The organism is Telluribacter sp. (assembly GCF_035998675.1).
Lineage (GTDB): Bacteria > Bacteroidota > Bacteroidia > Cytophagales > Spirosomataceae > Telluribacter.
In genome coordinates, this window is sequence record NZ_DASYHI010000019.1 from 245,224 (window position 1) to 268,581 (window position 23,358).

At 50.2% G+C, this 23,358-nt stretch carries 26 protein-coding genes; 15 read left to right on the forward strand and 11 right to left on the reverse strand.

Going from position 1 to position 23,358, the window contains the following annotated elements:
- Positions 1-6: 6 nt before the first annotated feature.
- Positions 7-240: a DUF433 domain-containing protein gene (locus VGN67_RS13305; RefSeq protein WP_327487330.1), complete on the reverse strand. Its 234-nt coding sequence runs from the start codon at positions 238-240 to the stop codon at positions 7-9.
- 107 nt (positions 241-347) lie between these two features.
- Positions 348-1,628, reverse strand: coding sequence for a hypothetical protein (locus tag VGN67_RS13310; protein ID WP_327487331.1), 1,281 nt, complete (start codon positions 1,626-1,628; stop codon positions 348-350).
- Between the two features lie 175 nt (positions 1,629-1,803).
- Between VGN67_RS13310 and VGN67_RS13315 the strand changes: the two genes are divergently transcribed.
- Positions 1,804-2,238, forward strand: a complete 435-nt coding sequence (locus VGN67_RS13315; protein WP_327487332.1) for a nuclear transport factor 2 family protein — start codon at positions 1,804-1,806, stop codon at positions 2,236-2,238.
- 88 nt (positions 2,239-2,326) lie between these two features.
- Positions 2,327-2,548 carry a hypothetical protein gene (locus tag VGN67_RS13320; protein WP_327487333.1) on the forward strand — a complete coding sequence of 74 codons (222 nt, stop codon included), beginning with the start codon at positions 2,327-2,329 and terminating at the stop codon, positions 2,546-2,548.
- Positions 2,549-2,656: 108 nt separating this feature from the next.
- Here VGN67_RS13320 and VGN67_RS13325 read toward each other — a convergent pair whose 3' ends face one another.
- Complete coding sequence (locus VGN67_RS13325; protein ID WP_327487334.1) at positions 2,657-3,148, reverse strand: lipocalin family protein; 492 nt, start codon at positions 3,146-3,148, stop codon at positions 2,657-2,659.
- Between the two features lie 165 nt (positions 3,149-3,313).
- On the reverse strand, positions 3,314-3,562 hold the full coding sequence (locus VGN67_RS24560; RefSeq protein WP_414717327.1) for a hypothetical protein: 249 nt from the start codon (positions 3,560-3,562) through the stop codon (positions 3,314-3,316).
- Between the two features lie 198 nt (positions 3,563-3,760).
- Between VGN67_RS24560 and VGN67_RS13330 the strand changes: the two genes are divergently transcribed.
- The 5 genes from VGN67_RS13330 to VGN67_RS13350 all read left to right on the forward strand — a co-directional run bounded on the left by VGN67_RS13330 (position 3,761) and on the right by VGN67_RS13350 (position 13,071).
- Positions 3,761-9,211 carry an MG2 domain-containing protein gene (locus VGN67_RS13330; protein ID WP_327487335.1) on the forward strand — a complete coding sequence of 1,817 codons (5,451 nt, stop codon included), beginning with the start codon at positions 3,761-3,763 and terminating at the stop codon, positions 9,209-9,211.
- A gap of 499 nt (positions 9,212-9,710) precedes the next feature.
- Positions 9,711-10,367, forward strand: coding sequence for a hypothetical protein (locus tag VGN67_RS13335; protein ID WP_327487336.1), 657 nt, complete (start codon positions 9,711-9,713; stop codon positions 10,365-10,367).
- Positions 10,340-10,927, forward strand: coding sequence for a hypothetical protein (locus VGN67_RS13340; RefSeq protein WP_327487337.1), 588 nt, complete (start codon positions 10,340-10,342; stop codon positions 10,925-10,927). The genes VGN67_RS13335 and VGN67_RS13340 overlap by 28 nt, the downstream gene beginning before the upstream one ends.
- The gene (locus tag VGN67_RS13345) at positions 10,918-12,039 is read left to right on the forward strand and encodes an MBL fold metallo-hydrolase (protein ID WP_327487338.1); all 1,122 of its coding nucleotides are present in this window, start codon (positions 10,918-10,920) and stop codon (positions 12,037-12,039) included. The genes VGN67_RS13340 and VGN67_RS13345 overlap by 10 nt, the downstream gene beginning before the upstream one ends.
- Before the next feature lie 399 nt (positions 12,040-12,438).
- The gene (locus VGN67_RS13350; RefSeq protein ID WP_327487339.1) at positions 12,439-13,071 is read left to right on the forward strand and encodes a hypothetical protein; all 633 of its coding nucleotides are present in this window, start codon (positions 12,439-12,441) and stop codon (positions 13,069-13,071) included.
- Between the two features lie 420 nt (positions 13,072-13,491).
- Here VGN67_RS13350 and VGN67_RS13355 read toward each other — a convergent pair whose 3' ends face one another.
- From VGN67_RS13355 to VGN67_RS13365, 3 genes are all read right to left on the reverse strand, one after another.
- Positions 13,492-13,833: a transposase gene (locus VGN67_RS13355; RefSeq protein WP_327487340.1), complete on the reverse strand. Its 342-nt coding sequence runs from the start codon at positions 13,831-13,833 to the stop codon at positions 13,492-13,494.
- Positions 13,834-13,933: 100 nt separating this feature from the next.
- The gene (locus tag VGN67_RS24565) at positions 13,934-14,338 is read right to left on the reverse strand and encodes an IS66 family transposase (protein ID WP_414717317.1); all 405 of its coding nucleotides are present in this window, start codon (positions 14,336-14,338) and stop codon (positions 13,934-13,936) included.
- Complete coding sequence (locus VGN67_RS13365; RefSeq protein ID WP_327487342.1) at positions 14,281-14,751, reverse strand: DUF6444 domain-containing protein; 471 nt, start codon at positions 14,749-14,751, stop codon at positions 14,281-14,283. The genes VGN67_RS24565 and VGN67_RS13365 overlap by 58 nt, the downstream gene beginning before the upstream one ends.
- Before the next feature lie 169 nt (positions 14,752-14,920).
- Between VGN67_RS13365 and VGN67_RS13370 the strand changes: the two genes are divergently transcribed.
- From VGN67_RS13370 to VGN67_RS13380, 3 genes are all read left to right on the forward strand, one after another.
- Positions 14,921-15,862 (forward strand): cation diffusion facilitator family transporter, encoded by a 942-nt coding sequence (locus VGN67_RS13370; RefSeq protein WP_327487343.1) that lies wholly within the window; start codon positions 14,921-14,923, stop codon positions 15,860-15,862.
- A 251-nt stretch (positions 15,863-16,113) separates the two neighbouring features.
- On the forward strand, positions 16,114-16,380 hold the full coding sequence (locus tag VGN67_RS13375) for a hypothetical protein (RefSeq protein ID WP_327487344.1): 267 nt from the start codon (positions 16,114-16,116) through the stop codon (positions 16,378-16,380).
- Positions 16,341-16,646 (forward strand): hypothetical protein, encoded by a 306-nt coding sequence (locus tag VGN67_RS13380; RefSeq protein WP_327487345.1) that lies wholly within the window; start codon positions 16,341-16,343, stop codon positions 16,644-16,646. The genes VGN67_RS13375 and VGN67_RS13380 overlap by 40 nt, the downstream gene beginning before the upstream one ends.
- 447 nt (positions 16,647-17,093) lie before the next feature.
- On the opposite strand, the gene VGN67_RS13385 is transcribed toward VGN67_RS13380, so the two are convergent.
- Positions 17,094-17,804, reverse strand: coding sequence for a hypothetical protein (locus VGN67_RS13385; RefSeq protein ID WP_327487346.1), 711 nt, complete (start codon positions 17,802-17,804; stop codon positions 17,094-17,096).
- Between the two features lie 162 nt (positions 17,805-17,966).
- Here VGN67_RS13385 and VGN67_RS13390 point away from each other — a divergent pair, with 162 nt between their 5' ends.
- From VGN67_RS13390 to VGN67_RS13400, 3 genes are all read left to right on the forward strand, one after another.
- A complete protein-coding gene (locus VGN67_RS13390) occupies positions 17,967-18,209 on the forward strand; it encodes a hypothetical protein (RefSeq protein WP_327487347.1) in 243 nt (80 codons plus the stop codon).
- 232 nt (positions 18,210-18,441) lie between these two features.
- On the forward strand, positions 18,442-18,660 hold the full coding sequence (locus tag VGN67_RS13395) for a hypothetical protein (RefSeq protein WP_327487348.1): 219 nt from the start codon (positions 18,442-18,444) through the stop codon (positions 18,658-18,660).
- A 2-nt stretch (positions 18,661-18,662) separates the two neighbouring features.
- Positions 18,663-19,067 (forward strand): putative toxin-antitoxin system toxin component, PIN family, encoded by a 405-nt coding sequence (locus VGN67_RS13400; RefSeq protein ID WP_327487349.1) that lies wholly within the window; start codon positions 18,663-18,665, stop codon positions 19,065-19,067.
- Between the two features lie 20 nt (positions 19,068-19,087).
- On the opposite strand, the gene VGN67_RS13405 is transcribed toward VGN67_RS13400, so the two are convergent.
- From VGN67_RS13405 to VGN67_RS13415, 3 genes are read right to left on the reverse strand one after another with little or no spacing between them, the layout of a single operon-like run.
- A complete protein-coding gene (locus tag VGN67_RS13405; RefSeq protein WP_327487350.1) occupies positions 19,088-19,690 on the reverse strand; it encodes a hypothetical protein in 603 nt (200 codons plus the stop codon).
- Between the two features lie 11 nt (positions 19,691-19,701).
- A complete protein-coding gene (locus VGN67_RS13410) occupies positions 19,702-20,193 on the reverse strand; it encodes a sigma-70 family RNA polymerase sigma factor (protein WP_327487351.1) in 492 nt (163 codons plus the stop codon).
- Positions 20,186-21,025, reverse strand: coding sequence for an alpha/beta hydrolase (locus VGN67_RS13415; RefSeq protein WP_327487352.1), 840 nt, complete (start codon positions 21,023-21,025; stop codon positions 20,186-20,188). Before VGN67_RS13415 ends, VGN67_RS13410 begins: the two co-directional genes overlap by 8 nt.
- A gap of 471 nt (positions 21,026-21,496) precedes the next feature.
- On the opposite strand from VGN67_RS13415, the gene VGN67_RS13420 reads away from it, so the two are divergent.
- Both VGN67_RS13420 and VGN67_RS13425 read left to right on the forward strand, forming a co-directional pair.
- The gene (locus tag VGN67_RS13420) at positions 21,497-22,279 is read left to right on the forward strand and encodes a 2Fe-2S iron-sulfur cluster-binding protein (RefSeq protein WP_327487353.1); all 783 of its coding nucleotides are present in this window, start codon (positions 21,497-21,499) and stop codon (positions 22,277-22,279) included.
- Between the two features lie 67 nt (positions 22,280-22,346).
- A complete protein-coding gene (locus VGN67_RS13425) occupies positions 22,347-23,354 on the forward strand; it encodes a xanthine dehydrogenase family protein subunit M (protein WP_327487354.1) in 1,008 nt (335 codons plus the stop codon).
- The last annotated feature ends 4 nt before the right edge of the window (positions 23,355-23,358 follow it).

A 23,358-nucleotide genomic window follows, 5' to 3' on the forward strand; every position in this document is an offset into this window, starting at 1 on the left:
AATAGATTAGGCAGTTTGCCGGAAGTCGTACTGGTTCTCCATAAGCTTGGATGCGAACCTCAGACAGGCGTCAATATCTTCGGCTTCTAAGGAAGGATACTGTTCTAAAATATCTTCTTTGCTGTCTCCGGCGCTCAAAAACCCTAAAATAGTTTGCACGGTAATTCTCTTGCCCCGTATGGTAGGCTTCCCATTACAGAGGTCCGGATCAATGGTTATTCTATCCGCGATGTATTCCATTATATTTAAAAGGAAAGATTTTCCTGAAAAACCCTATCTGGTATTTCAACGGTTATCTCCATCCTTTCAGGGACAAGGCTAAGTTTGAAAAGAAAATATACCCTTGCCTACCGCCATGAATAATGCAGCCCCACCTGCGGTACCGATACCACCCCCGTTTCGGCCGTTGGATAAGTTGGCCGCAGCATGTACACGCCTACATCAGCTTTCAGGTGGCGGCTCAGGCGTACACTGAAGCCGGGCATAAGGGCAATGAACTGCCAGGCATGGCGGTAGCTATCGCCGGTCTCCCGGCCCATCAGGTACGACGCTTCCACGAAGGGTGAGAAGGCCGTAGTACTGATGTGGTACCGGACCATCGGGCCTACCGCCCAGCCCCGTAGCGGCGCATCAATGGGTACTATCGTAGAATAAGCCCCGAAGCCTACGGCTCCAACCATAATGCGGTCGGCCACAAAGTACCCGCCTTTCAAGGCAACGTTGGCAAAACTACCCCCGGTCGAATACGGAATAACCACGCCTGAAATACCAACCATAGAAGACCGTGCCGTGAAGTCGGCCCAGTTGGCGTTGCGACGGGTAGGTATGGCTACGTTGTAGGGGGTAAGGTAGTTGCCCTTTTGTTTCCAGTTCAGTCCCTGCTTGTAGCCTATCTGCAGCGAGGTAAAGCTACCCCGGCTCACAACCTTGGCCCTGTAGTTCACGCCGTTCAGGTCCAGCTCACGGGTAGAGATGCGGAACAGGTCACGGAGGCCGTTGTTGTACAGGAACTGCAGCGTCAGGGCCCGGTACTGACCTATCTTGTAGTCTAGGCCGCCCCGCAGGGTAAAGGCAAAGCCGTTGTTGTGGGTATGGGCGCTCACCAGTTCGTAGCGGTACACGTCGCCCGGCCAGTGGCCGTCGGTCTTGCGGCTGCTGCGCTCCCGCACAAAGCCATCGTAGCGGTTCACAATATAGCTGGCATCTACGCCACCGTTCAGGATAAAACGCCGCCAGAACAAGCGCGAGTTATACGTCAGACCCATGTTGAGGTTGGCCGGTGAAAACTGCGTATAGCCGTTGTTGCGTCCCCAGCCACTGATGGTACCCGTCGAATCGCGGAATATAAAGCTGGTACGGGTACCTACCTTCAGGTTAGCGGTACGAACGCCCAGCCGGAACGACAGGTGGGGGGTCAGGCTCCGCTCCGCCGATAAATCAAACGAAACGCCCACCCGATTGGGTGCCTCAAACTGTCCCGAAGGAATGGGTTTATCAGAATAGAGCCGGTTGAGCGATACGGACGGCCCCAGAGAGGTACTCATGCGCCAGGGGCTTTGCGCCACGCTGAGCGTTACAGTACCTACCACTAAAAAACAGAATAGTATATATAGTATATATTGTTTCATAGGCACGCAGTCGTTTCATCCTTACCCTGGCACTAAAATACTGATTAGAAGTCTCTATTACCACACTCTTTACCAAAACTTCTCCTAAAATGTTTTGATAGAATGCGCCTTTTCTTCACTTTACCTTTAATAATCCTAAAAGTTGTTCTCCTGCGAGAAATCACGCGCCTTTCCCATGAAAAATATAGTATTTACCTGTTTCCTGCTACTAAGTACCCTTTCGACCTACGCCCAGTCCGGTAACTTCTCCACCAATGACCCCACGGCCAGCGCCAGCGCTTTTTTCGAGGCCCTGCTCAACGAGGATGGTACTACCCTGAGCCGGCTACTTACGCCCGACTTTGGCATTGTGAGCTTTGACGGCAGTATCATTGACGGAGGTACCCTTACCCAGTCGGTAGCCGGAGGCTATATTGTCATTGACACGGGTACCCTGTACAGCCTACGGACCCGTACCTACGGCGACGCTGCCGTTACGAACGGTACCTGGCGGGTTAGTGGTAAATTTCAGGGAAATGGATTTAATACCGAGGTCGTATTTACCGTAGTTTCCGTGAGGCAGGGCGGTAGCTGGAAGGTGGCTTCAGTGCAAATGACGCCTATTCGGTAGGGGTTTCAGTACTTTCTGTATCTGTAAGTACTTTCACGCCGGGCTACGCTGCCGATGCTATGTACCTGGGGAGGTACCGGAGCTATTCATGTGGCAGGAAGGTGGTAGTGGAGTAGATTATATTCGCGTTGCAAACGCTAATAGGACACCACCCCGATTGCAAATCGGGGTGAGCGGGGGGTACCTGAAGCGCTACCCCGACCGCGCCACGATGGTGACCTGGGCCAATTCGGCGGCAGGCACGGGGTTTCTTTTCTTTTGGGAGATTAAGGTAGGTACCTTTCTTTCGGGGGTGGTAGGGTTGCTGTAACTAAGAGCGGAGAAGACACGCGCGACCGAATAGAAAGCTATCGGTTTAGAAAAGCGAAAAGGGCCTTTCTGGTTGGGAAGGCCCTTTTCGCTTGTGCGCCAGCTTGGCCTAAACCCGCTTGAAAGAAAAGGTAACGGTATAGACCGTAGTAGCGGGTGGAATTGCTCCGGTGTCGGTAAGCGTCATGGTTGATTGATTGACGCTCAGATTGATTTGGGTTACGTCGGTGCCCGTAGTAAGCACCAGCTTATCGCCCTCAACCTTCCAGGTTGTGGAACTGTTGATGCCAAGACTTTGCATAAATAAATCCTTGGTATCCGTACACGTGTTGGGGGAGTTTATGGTAATTGATCCGTTGTTATTGAAAACGAAGTTTATCTGACTGGCACAGGTGTTGCCAGTAGCCTGGAGCGCGGATACATAGTCAGTAATACCGTTAAAAGCCGGGTTAAAAGTCAATGCAGTGAGTTGCCAAGTCCCTTCGACTCCATTTTGCGGAGCGGGGTCGTCAGAGTCTTTTTTGCAGGCCACCATACTCAGTAGTGCACAGAGCACCACGAGTGAGGACATACTACGAAATTTCATGCGGGGAATTTTCATAAGCGAACGGATGGTTGAGAAATGAAAAAACTGAAAAGTGAAGGTAATACATGAATTTGCGTTTACAGGAAAAATAGAGGCTAAAACTCTAGAATAAACGCCTAAGAATTAATGAACGGATATTTGATCTTTACAAAAGTCAATATAATATAAAAAATAATTAAACTATTTGAAAAATAGCTTCAAGAGACGCTCAGTCGTGGGCAGTGGTAGCTCCTTCCCCGCTTGTATGTCCTGGGCGGTGGCAAACCATTGCGCTTTGATTTCGGGATGATTCAGAAACCGGACTTCCAGTTCTTGGCGAATAAAATTTCTGAGCCAATCCAGATTTTGATTTTGTCGGTTCTTGTCAAAAAAACCATTCTTTTTCGTCCGCTCTTCGTACTGCTCAATGATTTCCCAAATAACCTCAATTCCCTCGTTTTCCTAGGCTGAACAGGTCAAAACAGGGGGCAACCAGCCTGTTTCCCCCGCTCACCCCGATTTCAAATCTTCCATAAAAAGAGAGCGGCTTTTTTATTTTCTGCCGGAGAAATAGCTAACTTCCACCACTACTTCGGTAGTACTTAAATTTCACGTAGTTCCTCATCCTCCTTACTCAAGATTGTCGTTATGAAAAGGTATACGGCCGTTGCCTCCTTCCTGCTCACCGTGCTGGTGGGCCTGTTGTTACATAGTTGTGCGTCGTGGAATGAGGTAAGGGTGGTGGGAACGAATTTTACGGACGAAGTCAGGCTTTCGCAGAATCTGGTATTTACCTTCAACAAGGATCTGGTGCGGGAGAGTCAGCTCAATGGGTGGGACTCCACGCAATACGTACAGTTTGAACCGGCGGTGCGGGGTAAATTCCGGTGGACGGCCCGCAACGAACTGGTATTTTCGCCCACCAGTACCTTCAGCGCCGCCACGACCTACAAGGCCAGTTTGTCTGACCAGCTACTCAAGCACGCCGCCCAGGAAGAAAAATATAAAGTAGCCGACGAGGCCATTGCGTTCCACACGCCTTTCCTGCAGCTCACCGAAACCGAAAGCTGGTGGACGCGTTCCCGCGAAAGCGGTCGGCCCGAAGGCCGGCTCCGCCTTACCTTCAACTACCCCGTAGAGACCCAGGCCGTAGCCGGGCGGCTCCGCCTCAGCCTGCGCGATGCAGCGATGGACTTTAAGGTACTTCCCTCCTCCGACGGCCGCACCGTTACGGTAGCCCTGACCAACACCGGCACCGCCGACCCGAACCCAATACCGCTGACGGTGCGGGTAGAAAAAGGGCTTAAAACCACTACCGCCAACTACACTACACCTGAACCCCTCGAACAGACTACCAGCCTGCCCTCGCCACTGCGGCTCGAAGTAGCCGACGTTCAGACGGGTTTTGAAAATAATCAGGGGTACATCCGGGTCATCACTACCCAGGAACTGGCCCCCGAAAGCCTGGAAAGCGGATTCAGCCTCACGCCCACCCTCGCTACCCGCACCGAACCTACCGAAAACGGTTTCCTCATCCAGGGGGAATTCAACGAAACGGATACCTACGTACTGGCGCTCACTACGGGGCTGCAGGGGGTACTGGGGCCGAAGCTGGAAGAGGAGGTATCGCGCGACCTGTTCTTTGGAAAAATGCCCGCGGGTATTTCGTTTGCCAATAAAAAGGCCATTTACCTTACTCCCAAAGGTTCTAAGAACATCGGCGTACAAATTGTGAATGTGCCGAAAGTGCAGGTGCGCATCGCGAAGGTGTACGAGAATAACATCCTGAATTTCGTCCGGACCAACCGCTTTGAGGAGTACGACTACCGGGGCGAGGAATGGCAGCCCACGGGTGCCTACAACTACAGCGCCGACGAGCAGAGCTTGTACTCGGATATAGTAGTGAACAAGACCGTCGAAACCGAAAATTTGCCCCGCAGCAAAGGCATCCAGGCCCTGAACATCGCCCTGCCCGACCACAACGAGCGCCGGGGCGTGTACCTGGTATCGGTGCATTCCAAAGAGGAGGCGTACCTGGGCTCTACCAAGCTGGTGTCGGTGTCGGATATCGGGCTCATAGCCAAGCAGGGCAAGGATGAGTTGTGGATTTTTGCCAATTCTATCAAAACCACCGAGCCGCTGGCGGGCGTGGAGGTGACGCTGGTGAGTAGTAATAATCAGTCGGTATATACCGCCGAAACCAACGGCGATGGCGTAGCGCACGTAGAGAAACTGAGCGAAAAAGCACCCGGCTTTACCATTGCCATGATTACCGTCCGCACCAAAGACGACTTTAACTACCTCCTGTTACAGGATACCCGCGTCGAGACCTCGCGCTTTGAGGTGGAGGGCGCACGGGATAATCCGTCGGGCCTGCAGGCCTTTATCTACGGCGAGCGGGATATGTACCGTCCGGGCGAAACGCTGCATTTCAACACGGTAGTACGTACCCAGAGCTGGCAGAGCGCCGACAATATTCCGCTGAAAATACGCCTGGTGACGCCCAACGGCCGCGAATACCGGAGCTGGCGCAAGAGTACCAATGCGCAGGGCGCGGTAGAAACTACTATACCGACGGATGTCGCCGCCCTCACCGGTACCTACACGCTGGAAGTGTACAACGCCAACGAGGTACTGCTGGCCTCGCAGTCGGTGAGCGTGGAGGAGTTCATGCCCGACCGCATCAAGGTAGAGCTGAGTGGTGCCCGGAAAGAGTACACTTCGGGCGAAAAGGTCAGCCTCACGGCCACCGCCCTGAACCTCTTCGGCCCGCCCGCCGCCAACCGCACCTACGAAATGGAGTCACAGCTGAAGCGTAAAAGCTTTACGGCTCCCGCCTTCCCCGAATTCAGCTTCGACATTCCGGCCGAAACCAGCTTTGAGCGCGAGCAGCGCCAGGGCGTCACCAACGCGCAGGGACAGGCCACGGAAGCCTTTGTACTACCGCCCGGCTACAAGGACATAGGAGTACTGGAAGGAAAAATCTACGTTACGGTTTTTGATGAAAATGGCCGCGCCGTGAACCGGCTGCACCGCTACGAGGTAGTGACGCAACCTACTTTTTACGGCATTCGTCTGGCCAATAGCTACGTCAGCGTGAACGCCCCGGCTCCGGTAGAAGTCATAGCCGTAGACAAGGCCGGACAGCTCAGAAAAGGAGCCAACGCCACCGTAGAGGTAGTGCGGCTCGAGTACCAGACTGTGGTCGAGAAGCAGAACGAGGAGCTGCGCTATACCTCGCGTGAGCGGGAGAAGGTGGTATTTTCGAAGCCGCTTGCCCTTAGCTCCGGCCGCGAAACCTTCCGCTATGTACCTACCGTATCCGGCGAGTACGAAGTGCGGGTGCGTCGGCCGGGGGCTGCCCACTATGCCGTGGCTAAATTTTTCGCCTACGGCTACGGCTTTACCGAGTACTCTTCCTTTGAGGTGAGCAACGAGGGACGGGTCTTGATGGAGGTGGATAAGGAAAAGTACCGGGTAGGCGAAACGGCCAAGGTACTTTTCAAGACGCCCTTTGACGGACGGCTGCTGGTGACCGTGGAGCGCGACAAGGTACTGGAGCAGCACATCATTCAGACTCAGAAAAAAGCCGCTGAGCTTTCTATTAAATTAACCGATAAGTACCTGCCCAACGTGTACGTGACGGCTACGCTCATTCGTCCGCTCGATGCCTCGCAGCTTCCCCTGACGGTAGCGCACGGCTTTGCGCCCATTCAGGTAGAGGCACCCGACCGGCACTTGGACGTACAGCTCACGGCGGTGGAGAAATCCCGCTCCAAAATGACCCAGCGCATCCGCGTCCGGACCGAGCCGAATACGCAGGTGACACTGGCTGTGGTGGACGAGGGTATCCTGCAAATCAAGAATTTCCGGACGCCTGACATCCACGGGTACTTCTACCAAAAACGGGCGCTGGAAGTCAACAGCCATGACCTGTACGCGTTCCTGTTTCCCGAGCTGAACTTCTCCGGCGCGTCCAGCACCGGGGGCGACGGCTACGACCTCGAGCGGCGCATCAATCCGCTGAGTAACGGCCGCACCCAGCTCGTTACGTTCTGGAGCGGCATCCTTACTACCAACGGCAGCGGCGAAGCCCAGTTTGACATCAACATTCCGCAGTTTAGCGGCGACCTGCGCGTGATGGCGGTGGCCTACAAAGGCAACGCCTTTGGCTCGGCCTCGACCAACATGAAAGTAGCCGACCCGGTGGTCATCAGTGCGGGAGTCCCCCGTTTCCTGAGCCCCGGCGACGAACTGGTACTACCCGTTAACATCAGCAATACAACCACCAGCAACACCTCCGTCACCACCAGCCTGGCACTGAGTGGTCCGCTGAGCGCGGTAGAGCAGACCAAAAGTACACTGCCCGTGCCCGCGGGTCAGGAGGTACGTACTACCTTCCGTATCAAAGCCGGTACGGCTATGGGTACGGGTAAGATTATCGTGAAGGTCAATGCCTTTGGCGAAACTTTCGTGCAGGAGACCCAGCTCAGCATTCGTCCGGCTTCGCCGCTGCTCAAGACCAGCCAATCGGGTGTCATAGCGGGCGGACAAACCGGTACCATTGGACTCACCAACCCTTTTATACCCGGCACCGCCCGCAGCCAGGTGGTACTGAGCCGCTCGCCGATGGTACAGACCAGCGGCAAAGCGCTGGCTACGCTACTGGGGTACCCCTACGGCTGCCTGGAACAATCTATATCCAGGGCCTTCCCCCAAATCTACTTCGCGGATCTGACCAAAGCCATGGCCAAAACGCCGGTGTACCTGGTCAGCCGGGGTGAGAGCGACTTTAACCCGGTTACGAACGTACAGCAGGCCATCCGGCTGGCGGAGTCGCAGCAACTGTACAACGGGGGCTACGCCCTCTGGCCGGGCGCTACCGAAGAAGACTGGTGGGTAACGGCCTACACTGTTCACTTCCTGGAAGAAGCCCGCCGCGCCGGATTTGAAATCAACGAAGCCAGCTTTAGCCGCGCCCTCGACTACCTCACCACCAAAACCGGTACCCCCGCCACGAAGGAAATGCCGATCGCCACTGAGGATGCGGGGGCAACCGTTGCAGGGCAGGTACGTAAAGTGGTAGCCAGCCGCGAGAGCATCTACTCCCTGTACGTGCTGGCGCTCACGGGCCGTCCCAACCGCTCGGCCCTGAACTACTACAAGCAGAACCCCGCCCTGCTGACCACCGACGCCCGCTACGTACTGGCCGGGGCCTTCCAGCTCACCGGCGACACCCGCAGCCACGCCGCTTTGGTACCTACCAAATATACGGCGGAGGCCAACGGTATAGACGCCACGAATAGTAGCTACTCCTCGCCCCTGCGCAACCTAGCGCTGGTGCTGAATACCCTGCTCGAAACCGACCGTGACAACCTGCAGGTACTCGTACTAGCGCGGCAGCTCTCGCAGGCGGTGCAGTCAGCATCCTCCCTCAATACCCAGGAGGCGGCTTTTGCGGTACTGGCCCTGGGCAAAATCGCCAAACGTACGGCCAACTCCATCGTCACGGCCACGGTACTGGCTAACGGAAAGCTACAGGTTGGATTTGATGGAAAAGAGCTATCGCTGGAGAAGGGAATAGCCGGACAGAAGCTGACGGTCCGGACGCAGGGACAGGGCGACCTGTACTGGTTTGCGCAGACGGAAGGCATCAGCGCCACGGGTACCTACACCGAGGAAGACCAGGGCCTGCGGGTACGCCGCCAGTACCTGACGCGCGACGGCCGACCGGCGGGTACCCTCCGGCAGAACGACCTCCTCGTGGTGAAGCTGAGCGTGGTAAGTACGACCGGACTACCCATCGAAAACGTAGTGGTGACGGACCTGCTGCCTGCTGGCTTTGAGGTAGAAAACCCACGCCTGACCGAGCCCCGCGATATGCCGTGGATTAAGAATGCTGCCCTACCCGACTACTTCGACATTCGCGACGACCGTATCCACTACTTCACCACCGCCACCGAGCGCGAGCAGCACTTCTACTATCAGGTACGGGCGGTGTCGAAAGGTACCTTCACGGTAGGCCCCGCCGCCGCCGATGCCATGTACCTCGGCCAGTACCGCAGCTATTCGGGTGGTAGGAAGGTGGTGGTGGAGTAGTTTATATTCGCGTTACAAACGCTAGGTGATACCACCCCGATTGCAAATCGGGGTGAGCTAGGTAGATTTGGGCGGTTGTCGCGTTATAAACGCTAGTGGATGCTCATCCCTATTGCAAATCGGGGTGAGCGGGAGGTAAACTGCTTGCTGTTTAGAATAAAGTTGCTTACTATAAGTCAGTTAAGCTATTGGGCCCGATACGAGGTATATACTCATTCGCAAATCGCGTTACAAACGTGAAGTGATGCAACTCAAATTTGCAATCAGGCTTAGCGGGTAATATAATAGCTCTAGTACATAGTTAAACAATTATGCAACATACTTGTTGATAAGGCTTTAAAGGCCTACTTTTGCCATTCGAACTCGTCAGGAGTTGGGTCTGTAACTCAATCAGTTTAGGGAATTTATTATTAATTAATAAATTATGCGTTTATATATATGTAAGTCTTACGACCTTCTATTAATAAGTTCCATTTAAAAGACGCAGTTAACTACCGAAATGACTACTGAACCAGTTCAATATACCATTGCATTAGTTACTATAGGATCGTTTAACCCTGTAATCATAAGTCCGGCGTGGCTACAAGGAAAGGGTGCACTCGGTAAACAAGAGACAGAAAGTGCAAACATTGATATAATACATAGAGAATTAACCCAATTTTCATTAAGCTGGTCAACTTGTCGTGTAACACCCGAAAGATTTGAGCTTATATGCGACTCAATTTCCTATTTTGAGCCCATGAGGGATTTATTCCAAAGTATTTTTAAAGTATTACGGGAGACTCCTGTAAACGCTATTGGAATCAACCACGTTATTGTATTCGATTTAGGTAACGCAACTAAATTTGATCAATTTGGGAAATTTTTAGCTACAATGGATATTTGGGACGAAACAATAAGCCATTCTAAGTTAAAAACTATTGAAATTCTCGAGCAACCAAGAAAAGACAATCTTCCCGGGTATAGGAATATTAAGTTAGAAGGAATATCAAATGCGAAAGCTAAATATGGGATATCGATTAGCATTAATGACCATTTTGAAGTAAAATCAGTAAGTGACATGTTGGATGTAATTTCAAAAAATTGGCAGTCATCATTTGACCAAACAAAATTAATAACAACATCATTATGGAACCAGTTCTTGAAGAGACAGTAAATACAAAACTTACTTCTCGGCAAACCAAGCCCCTATCATCAGTTCCCTTCGATTTCTTGGACAAAAAGGACGTGGTAGAAAATGCAATTGAAAGAATCGATTTAGAAAAAGAATCGTTAGTACATTCTAAAGATCAATATGGCATTTCTTCTTACGTTGAAAAAACGTTAGATCTACCGGAAGGAATTATTTTAAATACATTTCGCTATAAACCGACTATCTCTGATAATGATGTCGTTCGATGGAAAGGATTCGTCACAGAAATAAAGAAGAAAACATTTATTTCAAAACTATTTGATATTGATGCCAAAGGAACTTACGAGATAGGACAGCTTCCAATTGAAAAAATTGATAGGGATGATTTGAGCCTTTTGAAAATAGGGGCTACATTTTACCTTAGTGTTGGATACTTCTATAATACGAATGGTCAAGTCCAAAAAAAGATGATTTTGAAATTTCAACGATTAGTTTCTTGGTCTGTCGAGGAAACTGATGAGGCAGCAGATAGAGCCACTTATTTGGCTAAAAATATTAGTGGTGAGACACTTGAATGGAAATAGATAATACTTCCCCTAACAGAGGAGAAATTGAAATAACAGTTATTGGAACTGGTGGAGGATATGGAGAAAGCTTGATCATTCATGATGGAACTGGACAGTGGATCATTGTTGATAGTTGCATATCTCCAGATGATGATAAAAACTTGCCTTTGGAATATTTAAATCATCTGGGTGTAGATTTAGCAAACTCCGTAAAATTAATTGTTTGTACTCATTGGCATGATGACCACATAAAAGGTTTAGCAGATATATATCGAGAATGCTCATCAGCAGAAATCACATTTAGCCAAGCCCATGACCAAGGAAAATTTCTTTACTTTGTTTCATTAGATGCCCTTAAACTGAAAGACCAACCTTCCATGTCTTCGACGCATGAGTTTAATACAATTCTTGAAATATTAATAAACCGAAATAAATCCTACCTAAGGGCACAGTCTGACCATTTACTACATAGTGTAAAATTAGGCGGAAAATTAATTACCATATTCGCCCTATCTCCCTCATCATCCACATTGGATAGGTTTGATGAGGAAATATCACAATTAATACAAGATTTTGGGTCGAGAGAAAGCAAGATTGTCATTGAAAAGCCAAACGAAAAATCTGTAGCGCTATTATTCACCTTTGGAGCTTATACCGCAATTTTTGGTGCTGATCTAGAAATTGGTAATCAAGAAAACTCAGGCTGGTTTAATATTTTAGATAATCTAAAATGTATTGATAGAGAAACTAAATCTATATATTTTAAAATTCCGCATCATGGTTCGGAAAATGGTTATCATAGTCGAATATGGGAAGAACTTTTGTCAGAAAATCCAGTAGCCACTCTAACTCCATGGAATCGCAATAACGGTCTTCCAACAGATGATATGCTCAAAATTTATAGAGGGCTCTCAAATAATTTATACATTACATCAACAAAAGCTAATTTTGGAAAAGCAAAAAAACGTGCTCGCCGTTTAGAGAAGCTTATCAAAGATTTTGATCTTGTCGTTTCTGAGGTAAAAAATAATTATGGAATAATAAGATATCGACTTGATATTGTTATGGGGGAGGCTCCCTTTAAAATAGAGTTGGCAGGCGCTGCAATTCATCTAAGAGATTCCATATAGAATAGCTTTTCAAGGTCTTCCTCTATTTCGTTGTAGTTTAACGCGCTCTGCGAACATCTTCCTTAGGGTGACCGGGTATTAAAAATAACTATCGATCCGGCAGGCGTACCTGTGCAACGGTCCCGCCACCGGATTCACATCTACACCCAAAAACAATTCTCCTTCAAACAGCCCTCGTCAGCCTTATAACTCGCCGCTCCCGCCAGTCTGCGACTGGTGATATTAAATAAATATCAGTCTTAGACTGTAACGATACCCCTCTACACCAAATTCACAGTACTAAAAACCTTTTTTAGGCTTAATTATACACAAACCCCTGACTATCATTTTTTAATATAGAATTCACATTAATTTTATAGCGTCAATTAACCATAAATTCACCCCCCCTCCCAACCTATTATGAACCGTTACTTATACGCAGCTTCGCTGATGCTATGCCTGGCCTGCACAGCAAACGAAAACAAATCGGCAACAACCACCGCTTCTGCCGATTCGGTCCAAACTCAAATTGTTTCAACCGCTGCTACTACGTCTTCCGACGAGGAGATACAGGAATTGGGTTTGCTTAAGGAAGTTGACGATATGGTTTACCCGATGGTCTCGCTGATCATTGAATTCCCGGAGCGGAAAATGACGGAGTATTTTACCGTAAATGTGGAGAACGTCAAAGGCGTCGACATTGGAAAGCTAAGAAGCTGGGTAGGCCGTTACGTATCGTTTCGCTACACCAGTAATCTAGTCAACGCGCTGCTTGATGTGCAGCACAACGGGAGGTCCTTACTGGGGGCCGATGCCCCTGACATTAGTCCAGAGATGAAAAAAATGGAAGGTATCCTGAACGGAGCCGACGAGGAAACACCCGGCGATTTACCCGGCACAGTTACTATCACAACCAACGAAAAGAATACGTTGGAGTTTCCGTTTTTTGTCACGAAAGAAATGGTTGAAGCAAATGGCAAACAAGTTGTTGGGTATTACGAAGGGCGACCCGAAAACGTAGTAATAACCATTCGGGTAGCTGATAAAAAGTAGTTCCTGTTCGGGCTAAATGCCAGCACCTACCTTTGCGGCACTATCCCTGCTAACCCTGATTTATAATCGGGGTTAGAAGATTTACCCGGCCAGGGTGAGCGGGAGCAGCCTTACTTCTTCATAGGCTCTCCGCTAACCCCGATTTGCAATCGGGACGGTCCCCCGCTGGGGTTGCATCACATAGCGTTTGCAACGCGAAAGTTAATAAACATCCTATAACAACTCCACATCCAGCGACCCTTTAAGACCTGCATAGTTCCGCGCTGAGCTAAACAGGTAATGCTCTGGTTCCTCTACGAGCAGATTTCGCACCGGATTCTGGTGAATGTATTGCAGCTTTTCCAGCAGGAAGGCCTGTGAGCTACATTCTTTGGCTTGGTTACCATCTTGCCAGAACTTATACTCCTTTACATTCGATTGCTATTTTCCGGCGTAAGCAAAGCGTTGTAGCATCCAGTCGCGGCGGCTTTCCGGCTCTTCCTGAATCGCTTTTACCAGCTGCTTAGACGTATGCTTTTTCATATCCCGCAGGATATCTGAGAGATTATGATCATCAGCCGCGGCGGCTAACAGGTGCAGATGGTTGGACATAAGGCACCAGCCAAACAGCCGTAGCCCTTTCTGCTGCTGGCAGTAGCGTAGCGAATCAACTACGATGTGCCGGTACGTGGGACGGCTGAATACATCGACCCAGTCCACTACCGTCATGGTGAGGAAGTAAGTACCTTCCGGATTGCGAATAAAGTATTGACTGCTGGACATACAGCGTTTATGTGATATGTTATAACTCTTATACAGCAGCTTGGGTTATTGTAGAGCGTTACAAACGCTATAAGACGCAACACCCGATTACAAATCGGGGTTAGCAGGGTGAGCCAAGGGCCACCTGCCCGCGCTTGTCGTGTACGAACAGGTAGGTATACTCCGGCGTGCATGCTACATGCAGCCAGTGAAGCTTGCCCCCCAGACGGATGCCTGTCTCGTCAAAGTGGCAGACCGGAGCCTGAGTCAGTTGCGCCTTGATCTGCTGCTCAATGGATGCCAGCCGCTCGAAGGCAACCGCCTGGGCGCTGGCCAGCGTGGCGGGGTTGTAGGCGTAGCCCGTCAGGTCGCCCCACAGCCGGCTCACTTTGGCGAAGGGGATTCGGTAGTCCACGTTCAGAAGTAGGCTCTGGGCCTGGATCCGCGGGCCGTACTGAACCGGGGCCCTCACATGGACCGGGAACTCGCCGGTCTGCACACAGCCACAGCGGCACTGGTGGGCCACCAGTTGGTGCTCCTCGACCCACAGCCGGGGCTGGGGCAAGTCAAAGACCTGCCGACGGGCCACCAGCCGGCCCTCTCCGCCAGCGCAAGCCCACACTGGCCGCAGTGCGTGGCCTGGTGGCGGTGAATCAGATCGGGCTGCTGGACCATTTCCAGCGTCTGGCCGGGGTGGCCCGCTTGCCCGCCGGGCTTCTTTCCGGTCTGGTTGGGTAGGGCGGGCTTGATCAAAGGCTTTTTTCTATAACCATCCGAAGAGGGCGGCTTATGAGAGTTGGAAGAGCTCTGGGCCAGGCGGGCTGTCAAATCGGCGTTTTGGGATTCCAGCTCATGGACACGCTTCCTCAGGCGCTCGACCTCAGCCAGCAGGCTATGAACTAACCCTTGTAAAGCCCCGATGTCATTGGTCTCTCCCATTAAAGTTATCCCAAAAAATGTGTACCTAAATAATTACAAATAAAGATTTAGATATCTGTATTTCACAGTATTATATAGATAATATTTAATCAGATTGTCTTTTAACGGCCGAATGGTTCGATTTTTTTAGTCCGCTTTACCTGGTTAATCACTTTCCCCTTTCCAAATCATGGCAAACGCCAACTCAAAAACGGCTATCTATGCGGCTATTGGTGCCAATACGGCTATTGCCATTTCTAAATTTATTGCCGCCGGATTCACTGGTAGCTCTGCCATGCTTTCCGAAGGGATACATTCGGTAGTGGATACTGGCAATGGTCTTCTGCTATTGCACGGTATTCGGCAAAGCAAAAAATCAGCCGATGAAAAACACCCCTTTGGGCACGGCAAAGAGTTATACTTCTGGTCATTGATAGTAGCTATTCTTATTTTCTCTATTGGGGGAGGCATGTCGTTCTACGAAGGGATTATTCATATCAAGAATCCCAAACCCCTGACCGACCCCACCTGGAATTACGTGGTCCTGGCAATGGCGGCGGTTTTTGAGAGCATCGCCCTATACCTTGCCCTGAAACAATTCAATGCTACCCGTAGTAATCAAGACTTTTGGAAAGCGATCCGGGCGAGCAAAGACCCTTCAAATTTTGCCGTTATTTTTGAGGATACGGCTGCCTTATTGGGCTTGATTGTAGCTGCTTTGGGTGTTTTCCTGGGGCATCAGTTCAACAACCCGTACATTGATGGCGCAGCGTCTCTGATTATTGGCCTGATTCTCTCGGCTATTGCTATTTTTCTGGCATACGAAAGTAAGGGCCTTCTGATTGGGGAGGGGGCTGACCCGGCTGTTTTGGAAAGCCTGGTGGTACTTATTAACGAGGAGCCCACCATATTGAATGCAAAGCATCCGCTCACCATGCACTTTGGGCCCAATGAGGTTTTTCTGGCCCTGGATGTCAATTTCTTGCCAGAACTAACCGCCGTGGAGGTTGAACAGGCCGTAGAAAAACTGGAAAGAAAAATCAAACAGGCTCATCCTGACATCAAACGAATATTTATCGAAGCCAGGGCTATCTCCACCGACCGAAGTACTTCCCAAAATAATCAGGTATAACAGGTATTTCTTAGGAACATCCAGCCCCATAATTCACTCATGATTAGCTCATGCTAATTACCAGGCACCTACCCTGACCCTACCGCACATAATCCTGGATTACCGTCTGACAAAAACCAGGTAGTATAATGTACCTGCTTCCATTTCTTTCACTAGTGTCTGCCATTTCACAGTCCTCCGGCCAGAAGTAAGAAGTGGATCATATACAGAGTATTAGTATACCTAAATTCCTTAATTAGCAAAAAAGCGCCATGAAAAAAACACTCATCCTATTCCTCCTTCTCTCTATAACGAGATCTGGCTGGTCCCAAGGCCAAAGAGAGACCTTTGTACTCCCTAAACCATCGGGCAAATTTCAGGTAGGCCGCTACGGATTAAGTCTGAAGGACCCTTCGCGTCAGAACCGGGAAATCCCCCTGTTTATCTATTATCCTACTACCTCTGTCAAGACCACCAGCTATATCATTCTAACGGACGAATGGCGGCGGCAGTACCTGCCCGTGTTACAAAGAAGTTAGGTGATGAAGCGGGCAAAGCGGTTGCTTTTGGGAAAGCCTATTTTACCGAGGGCCTTCGTCTGACCGGCAAAGAGAAATTCCCTCTGATTCTGTTTGCACCCGATATGGGTTGGTCCACGCTTGAGTATAGCTATATCATACAGGAACTGGTGAGTGCCGGGTATATGGTAGCTGCTCTCAACTCTGCTCCCCTGTCTCCTGTTTTACAGGCCTCCAATGGTACGTTTATGCAGCCGATAAGCCCAAAGACAGCTATCAACTGGTAGCCGATGATATGTCATTCGTGTTGCACCAGATCAAAACCGGAAGCGCTAACCCCAATAGGTATCGGACATTTACAATGCCGACAACGTGGTACTACCCGTTAGCATGATTTCATTTTCGCGCGGGTATGGATATATACTTTTTGCCCTGGGAGCGGCCTTCTAGGCGGTCAGACATGCACTTCCCTCCGAAGGTAGCAGAGCCTTGCTTCTACTTGGTACTATAAGTTCTCTGCTTACAAGTCTTCATCATCTACACGGCGTTCTGACCGGGGGTGAAAAATTAGCTGCCCTGGGAACGGTGGTAATGATGGCCGCACTTGCGGTGTGGGGAGGGATGTTATTTATGAAATCAGAAAAAGCAGCGGTGTAGTTTTAATGCTCGGGAAGGTACCTGCCTTTATTTTTCCCTGCTCATCCGATTTGCAAACCGGATGAGCAGGGAGTACACTACATGATTCGATAAGATACGCCCAATCGTAGGTATCGGGAGTAAGCCTGAGCTTTTGGCAGGTAGTCCAGGTTTCTCATGTAGTTGACAATCCCATGGCAGTAAGATACCTGTATTCCAACTCTTCTGTATTCTGTTGCCAATCCAATAGTTGGGCCGAAATCCATTTTAGTAGTCAGAAGGTAGTTATCCACTTTTTCGTCAAAAGCAGCGGGTTGACCGTCGAAACTAACACTATACGTACTTTTCCTTATGGAACCGGCATTAATGCCAGCCACTACATCCAGATGAATAGTATTGATTCCCAAACGATAGCCCAGATAGGGGTTAGCGTATATCAAATTGTTCTGGAGTTGAATCGTTCCATTTTCAACGCTTGACCTGCCTCCCATGGCTCCGTAGCTATCAAAATGAGAGATTGTCGAGAAGGTATCGTATCCCAATCTAAGGCCAAAGAGCAGGTTCTTACTCGATACGCGTTGTACTTGTACGGCAAAACCGTAGGGTAAATCACTTTTGTTGCTGTAAGGAGAACTAACCTGGTAAAATGGTGGGCCGACATCATTGATAAAAACGGTCGGGGTCGAGGTAGCCGATTGTCCTCCGTAGAAAGAAAGCCCCGAACTGGCCTGAATAGAGATCTCGGTCTTTTGTCCATAACAAACAGCAAGCGGCAAGTGCAGTAGCAAAACGAGTAGAAGATTTTTCATCGTCTGAAGGAAACTGGACAGGTATCATGAGCCTGTATTCTAAAGACGACTTCAGAGGGGAATAGGTTGGAACCCGGACCCAAAACTCTGATAAACTCTTCCCGCTGAGGCCCTACCCCAAATTTCATATCTTTTTTATATATTTGAAAAAACAAAAGAGATATGTCGGCGCGAGAGTTGAAAGACCTACTGCATAAACAAATTGAGTTGCTGAATGACCCGGAAGATATTCAGGACCTGTTCCTTACGGTCAACGACTTTCTGGGCCACCGACAGCTTTGGGATAAAGAATCTCCGGAATTTCTGGAGCAACTCCGGCGAGCCTTGAAATCGGTTCATGCTGACACTGCAACCATCCCCAATTCGCAGATCATGCGTGAAGCCAAGGAATGGATTACCAGATAGAGTGGACAAAAGAGGCCCGGGAAGACTACCGATGGGCTTACAAAATGAGTAAGGACAAAGTCATTACAATCAGGTGGGCTTACAAAATGAGTAAGGACAAAGTCATTACAATCAGGAAGAAAGCCCCAAAGAAAAAATCAAATCTGGCACTGGGCGGCACCTTGTCTATGTGTCAGAAAAGCTGTCCGAAGAGGATTTAGAATGGTAAAATCAGTCAGCAACTATTAAAACTATGAATCAAACCATAAAAATAAAGCTCAAACCATCGATTCTCCGAAGCTTAGAGCAAAAGACAAAAGAACTCAAAACCAATGCAGATGACGTTGTCAACAAAGCATTGGAAGATTATTTCTACCTGGAAAGGCTTAATGCCATGCGTCAACAGTTTCGAGGAAAAGCTAGGGAGCAGGGCTTTGATAGTGAGGAAGATTTATTCGAGTCTATTTCCTAGGAATGAAAGTCATCTTCGACACCAACGTACTATTATCCTCCCTGTTATTCCCCGGTTTTTCCACCAAAGTATATGACTTCTGTGCAGTAAGCTATAACATTTTCTCGTCGGATTGGCTTCTGGATGAGCTATCAGAAAAACTATCGGGAAAATTCAAGCTAACCGACGAGCAAGCAGAAGACTACCTGGATTTGCTTAAAGAACGGATGGCCGTAGTGCATCCCTTCAACGATCTGCCTGATGTTTGCCGCGACGCTGACGATAATCACGTGCTTCAATTGGCGAGCTATATTCAAGCAGATTGTATCATCACGGGGGACAAAGACCTGTTGATTTTGGAAAAGTACCAGGAAACGCAAATCCTGTCGCCCCGGCAGTTCTACATTTCCTACATCGAAATATCATGATTAGGGTTTATTTAAAGCCGTCAGAAATTTGTATCTCCTGCGGTACCTTGTAAGTCGTTTTGAATCTCGATCAGTTCGGCCAGGCTTTGCATTTCCTTTTTGATTCCTTTTCGGATTTGAACGAAGAGAAATACCGCCATGACCAGGAATGACGCATGCATCAGGAGCATCCAGTTAAAAGAGATGTACTGGCTGAACTCGGGCGTCAACAAATAAAAGCCGAGTATATAAATGCCAAGGATGGTCAGGGTAACCGGTCCGTGAATCTGCTTGCGGAAGCTGTAGTACTGTACGGCCTCGTGGGTGGTCTGAAGCGTAGTGGTACCGAGCTGTATCTTTCGGGATTTGAAGATACTCCACACCTCTATCCCGATTCGTAGCAACAGCCCACCCAGCATACAGACTACCCCTATCCGGCTAAGTACCTCCCGCACCGGCGCGACCCAATAAAAGAATGCGCCGACGCCAATCAGGCTGATGGTTAAGACCAGAATATTCCCGAGCTGGAAGTACTGCGAACTTCGTTGTCGCTGTCGGGCCCGCCCTACCAGTTGGCTGCTGTCGGCAGGAGGTGTTTTTAGCTGCGTCCTGGCTTTTTTCCACTGGTTTGAAAGCTCGTCCATAGTAGTATTTATTAGAGTAATTGTCTGAGTTTGTTTTTGATCCGGTGAATCCTTACCCGCAGGCTCACCGCGTTGATACCCACTACCCTGGATATTTCCTCGTATTCCAGTTCGTCCAGTACCATCATGATAATCAGCCGGTCCAGCTCGGGTAGCTTACCGATGGCCTGGTACAAAGCCTGGTATGCCGGGTCGTCCACCTCTACCCAATCGGCCTGGCCTAATAAGGCTACTGCTTCCTGAGCTACTTTCTCCTTCCGGCGGGTAGTCCGGATGTACATCAGGCAGGTATTGACGGTGATGCGGTAAATCCAGGTTTTGTGGGAAGCGTCACCCCGAAACTGCGGCAGGGCTCTCCAGACATTAATGAATATCTCCTGCGAGAGGTCCTTGGCCTGGTCCCTGTCCCCCTGTACGTAGCCCATGCACACCTGGAGTACCATAGGACGGTACTGCTGGTACAGCGACTCAAACAGCGGTAACCGGGCGGGCGTACTACTCATTTTTCAGAAAGTCGGCTACTTTTTCGTATAACCAGTCCGGCTGGTCAAACATGATAAAATGCCTGCTGGCGGGAGCGATTTGAATGGTTTTAGCTGGTAGTAGGGCGTACTGCTTCTGAAAGTTTTCCAGGACTATCTTTTCATCCGGAAACGGAGCGCCCAGTATCAGGGTTTCAGCCTTTATGCTGGGTAGTACTTCCCGCAGGTCCAGTTTGAGCAGGTCAGTATACCCATACACATAGGTGGGTCGGTGGGCTTCTACGGTCCAGCGGGCGAGGGTGTCTGCCATGGCCTTGTTATTGGTCATGTTGCCGGCCATGCCTGCGGCCATCTGGGCAAACTGCTCATTCGGCATTTCTAATATTTGCTTGTTGTACGGACTTTCGTAGGATATCTGCGAGGCCGGTACGCCGGGCATCATAAGCGCCCGCATGCACGGAATCGCATCCACAAGTACCAGTTTGGTAACGCGGTCGGGAAGAGCCGCGGCTATATCAACCGCCAGATTTCCTCCCATACTGTGCCCGATCAGGGTCAGGTTGCCCAATTTTTCCTGCTCAATGTAAGCCAGCAGCTCCTGCCGGAGGCGGGGGTACCAGGGCGTCTCAACGGGTGGTATGCCGTTGAAGCCGGCGTAGGAGACCACGTGGCTCTCCACCTTGGAGAGGTGGCTAATGGTTTCGTTCCAGACCGAACCCGGAGACGTAAAACCGGGCAGAAAAAGAACAGCAGTACCTTGGCCACTCTTCAATACCCGAATAGCTTTGGGTTGTGCGAAGGTCAGGGCGGCCATTAGTAGTAAAGCGATAGTAAATTTGATGGTCTTCATCATTTGTTTTTTATCGCTTTGATGCAGGTGCCGGACAAATGTTACATAGGCTCTACTTTTTTCCTAACATCTATCCAAAACTATACAAAAAGGGAGCCTTGTTGGCGGCGTGTAGAACACTACTATGTGGAGCAGGACATGGTGGCTGCCCCCAAAGAAGCTCTGGGCAAAAGCGCCGCTTATCTGAGGGGTAAATTTAGTTTTTATAATTTCATTACTCCAGGCCACCCGACGCATCATCGGGTGGCCTCTTGTTTGTACTACTTTATATTCCTTTTCAGCGGTTAATACCAATAGACTGGCACAACATAAAGTACCTGAAGGAAGTTTTACTACTTTATACTACCTATCAGAGTACCTGCGGGGGACTGGGTGCGCTACAATCTGAAACAATATTCCCTAACAAGTCTTTCCTATTAAAATACCCCTCTTTTAGGCTTTTAAATTCCAGAAACCGAAATCCTGAATACCTGCATGGAAGAAAACGAAAAACTGCAACTGACTGAGGACGAGAAGAAACTGTTTGAAGACCTCATGCCGGAAGACCTGGACGAAATCCTTGATACCGGCGTTAACCGTCGGCACTTCCTGAAACTACTGACCCTAACCGGTGGGGGAATCCTGGCCTACCAGGCGGCCGCGGCCGAGCAGGTACTGACCCGGCCACTCAACGTACCACCGGACCAGCTGTCCCCGGCCAGTATTGAAAACGGGGTTGAGGTAGCATTCAAGGTCAATGGAGCCGCCAAAAAGCTGACGGTAGACTCCCGCATGACGCTGCTGGATACCCTGCGCGAACGACTGGAACTCACCGGCTCCAAAAAAGGCTGTGACCACGGGCAGTGCGGCGCGTGTACGGTACTGGTGGATGGTCGGCGGGTGCTGTCATGCCTTACCCTGGCCGCCAGTTGTGAAGGCCGGTCGGTCAAAACCATTGAGGGTCTGGCCCAGGGCAATGAGCTGCATCCGGTGCAGGCGGCATTCATCAAAAACGACGGTTTTCAATGCGGATTCTGTACGCCCGGGCAAATCTGTTCGGCAGTAGCCGTGCTGGAAGAGGCCAAAAGGGGTGAAGCCAGTTACGTGACCGAAAACGTTCGTAAAACTTCCGGAGCCATTCCTCTCTCAGACGAGGAGATACGGGAGCGGATGTCGGGCAACCTGTGCCGCTGCGGCGCTTATCCCAATATTGTGGCGGCCATCCGGGAAGTATACAGCGGAAAACCCGTGGAACAGACCTGGCGGTTTGTAGGGTAAGCATCAATGGTTATGCTTTGAGTGAACTGGAATTGATATAAGTACTTCACTTGCTGATAGAGAGGTTATGAGACCATTTAAATACACGAATGCCAAAGACGTTTCCACCGCCACCCAACTCCTGACGGCCAATCCGGGAGGGCGGTTTCTGGCGGGCGGTACCAATCTGCTGGACCTGATGAAGGAAGATGTAGAGCGGCCCAATGAGTTGATTGACATTTCCCGCCTGGGCCTTGACCAGATAAAACCCATAGTTACCGGTACCCTCAAAGGCGGGCTGTCCATCGGGGGACTGGGCAAGAATACCGACGCGGCCAATCATGCGCTGGTGCGCCAGCACTACCCGCTGCTCACACAGGCTATACTGGCGGGTGCCTCCGGACAAATACGGAATATGGCGACCAACGGAGGCAATCTGTTGCAACGTACCCGCTGTCCGTATTTCTACGAAGTATCCATGCCCTGCAACAAACGCGAGCCGGGTACCGGCTGCGGCGCCATGGAAGGCATCAACCGGCTGCATGCCATCTTTGGCTGGTCGGACAAATGCATCGCCGTGTACCCTTCGGATATGTCGGTAGCACTGGCCGCGCTGGACGCGGTGGTACGGGTCCGGGATGCAGCCGGACAGGAACGAACCATTCCTTTTCGAGACTTTCACCGCCTGCCGGGCGATACGCCCGAAAAAGACACCAATCTCGCGCACGGTGAACTGATTACGGCCATTGAGCTACCTAAGAACAACTTCGCCGAAAAATCATACTACCTAAAAGTACGCGACCGGGCTTCGTATGCGTTTGCTCTGGTTTCGGTCGCGGCGGCCCTGGAGGTGGCCAATAACCGAATTGTGCAGGCCCGGATTGCGATGGGAGGTGTGGCGCACAAGCCCTGGCGGACTTTGCAAGCCGAACAGATGCTCGTAGGAAAAGAACCTACCGAAGCTAATTTCAAGCTGGCGGCCGAAGCCGCCATGGCGGAGGCGAAGCCTCTGGAGCATAACAAATACAAAGTGGAGCTGGGCCGACGAAGCATTGTGCGGGCTCTGCAAATAGCCATGGATGGAAAAAGGTCCTGATTTT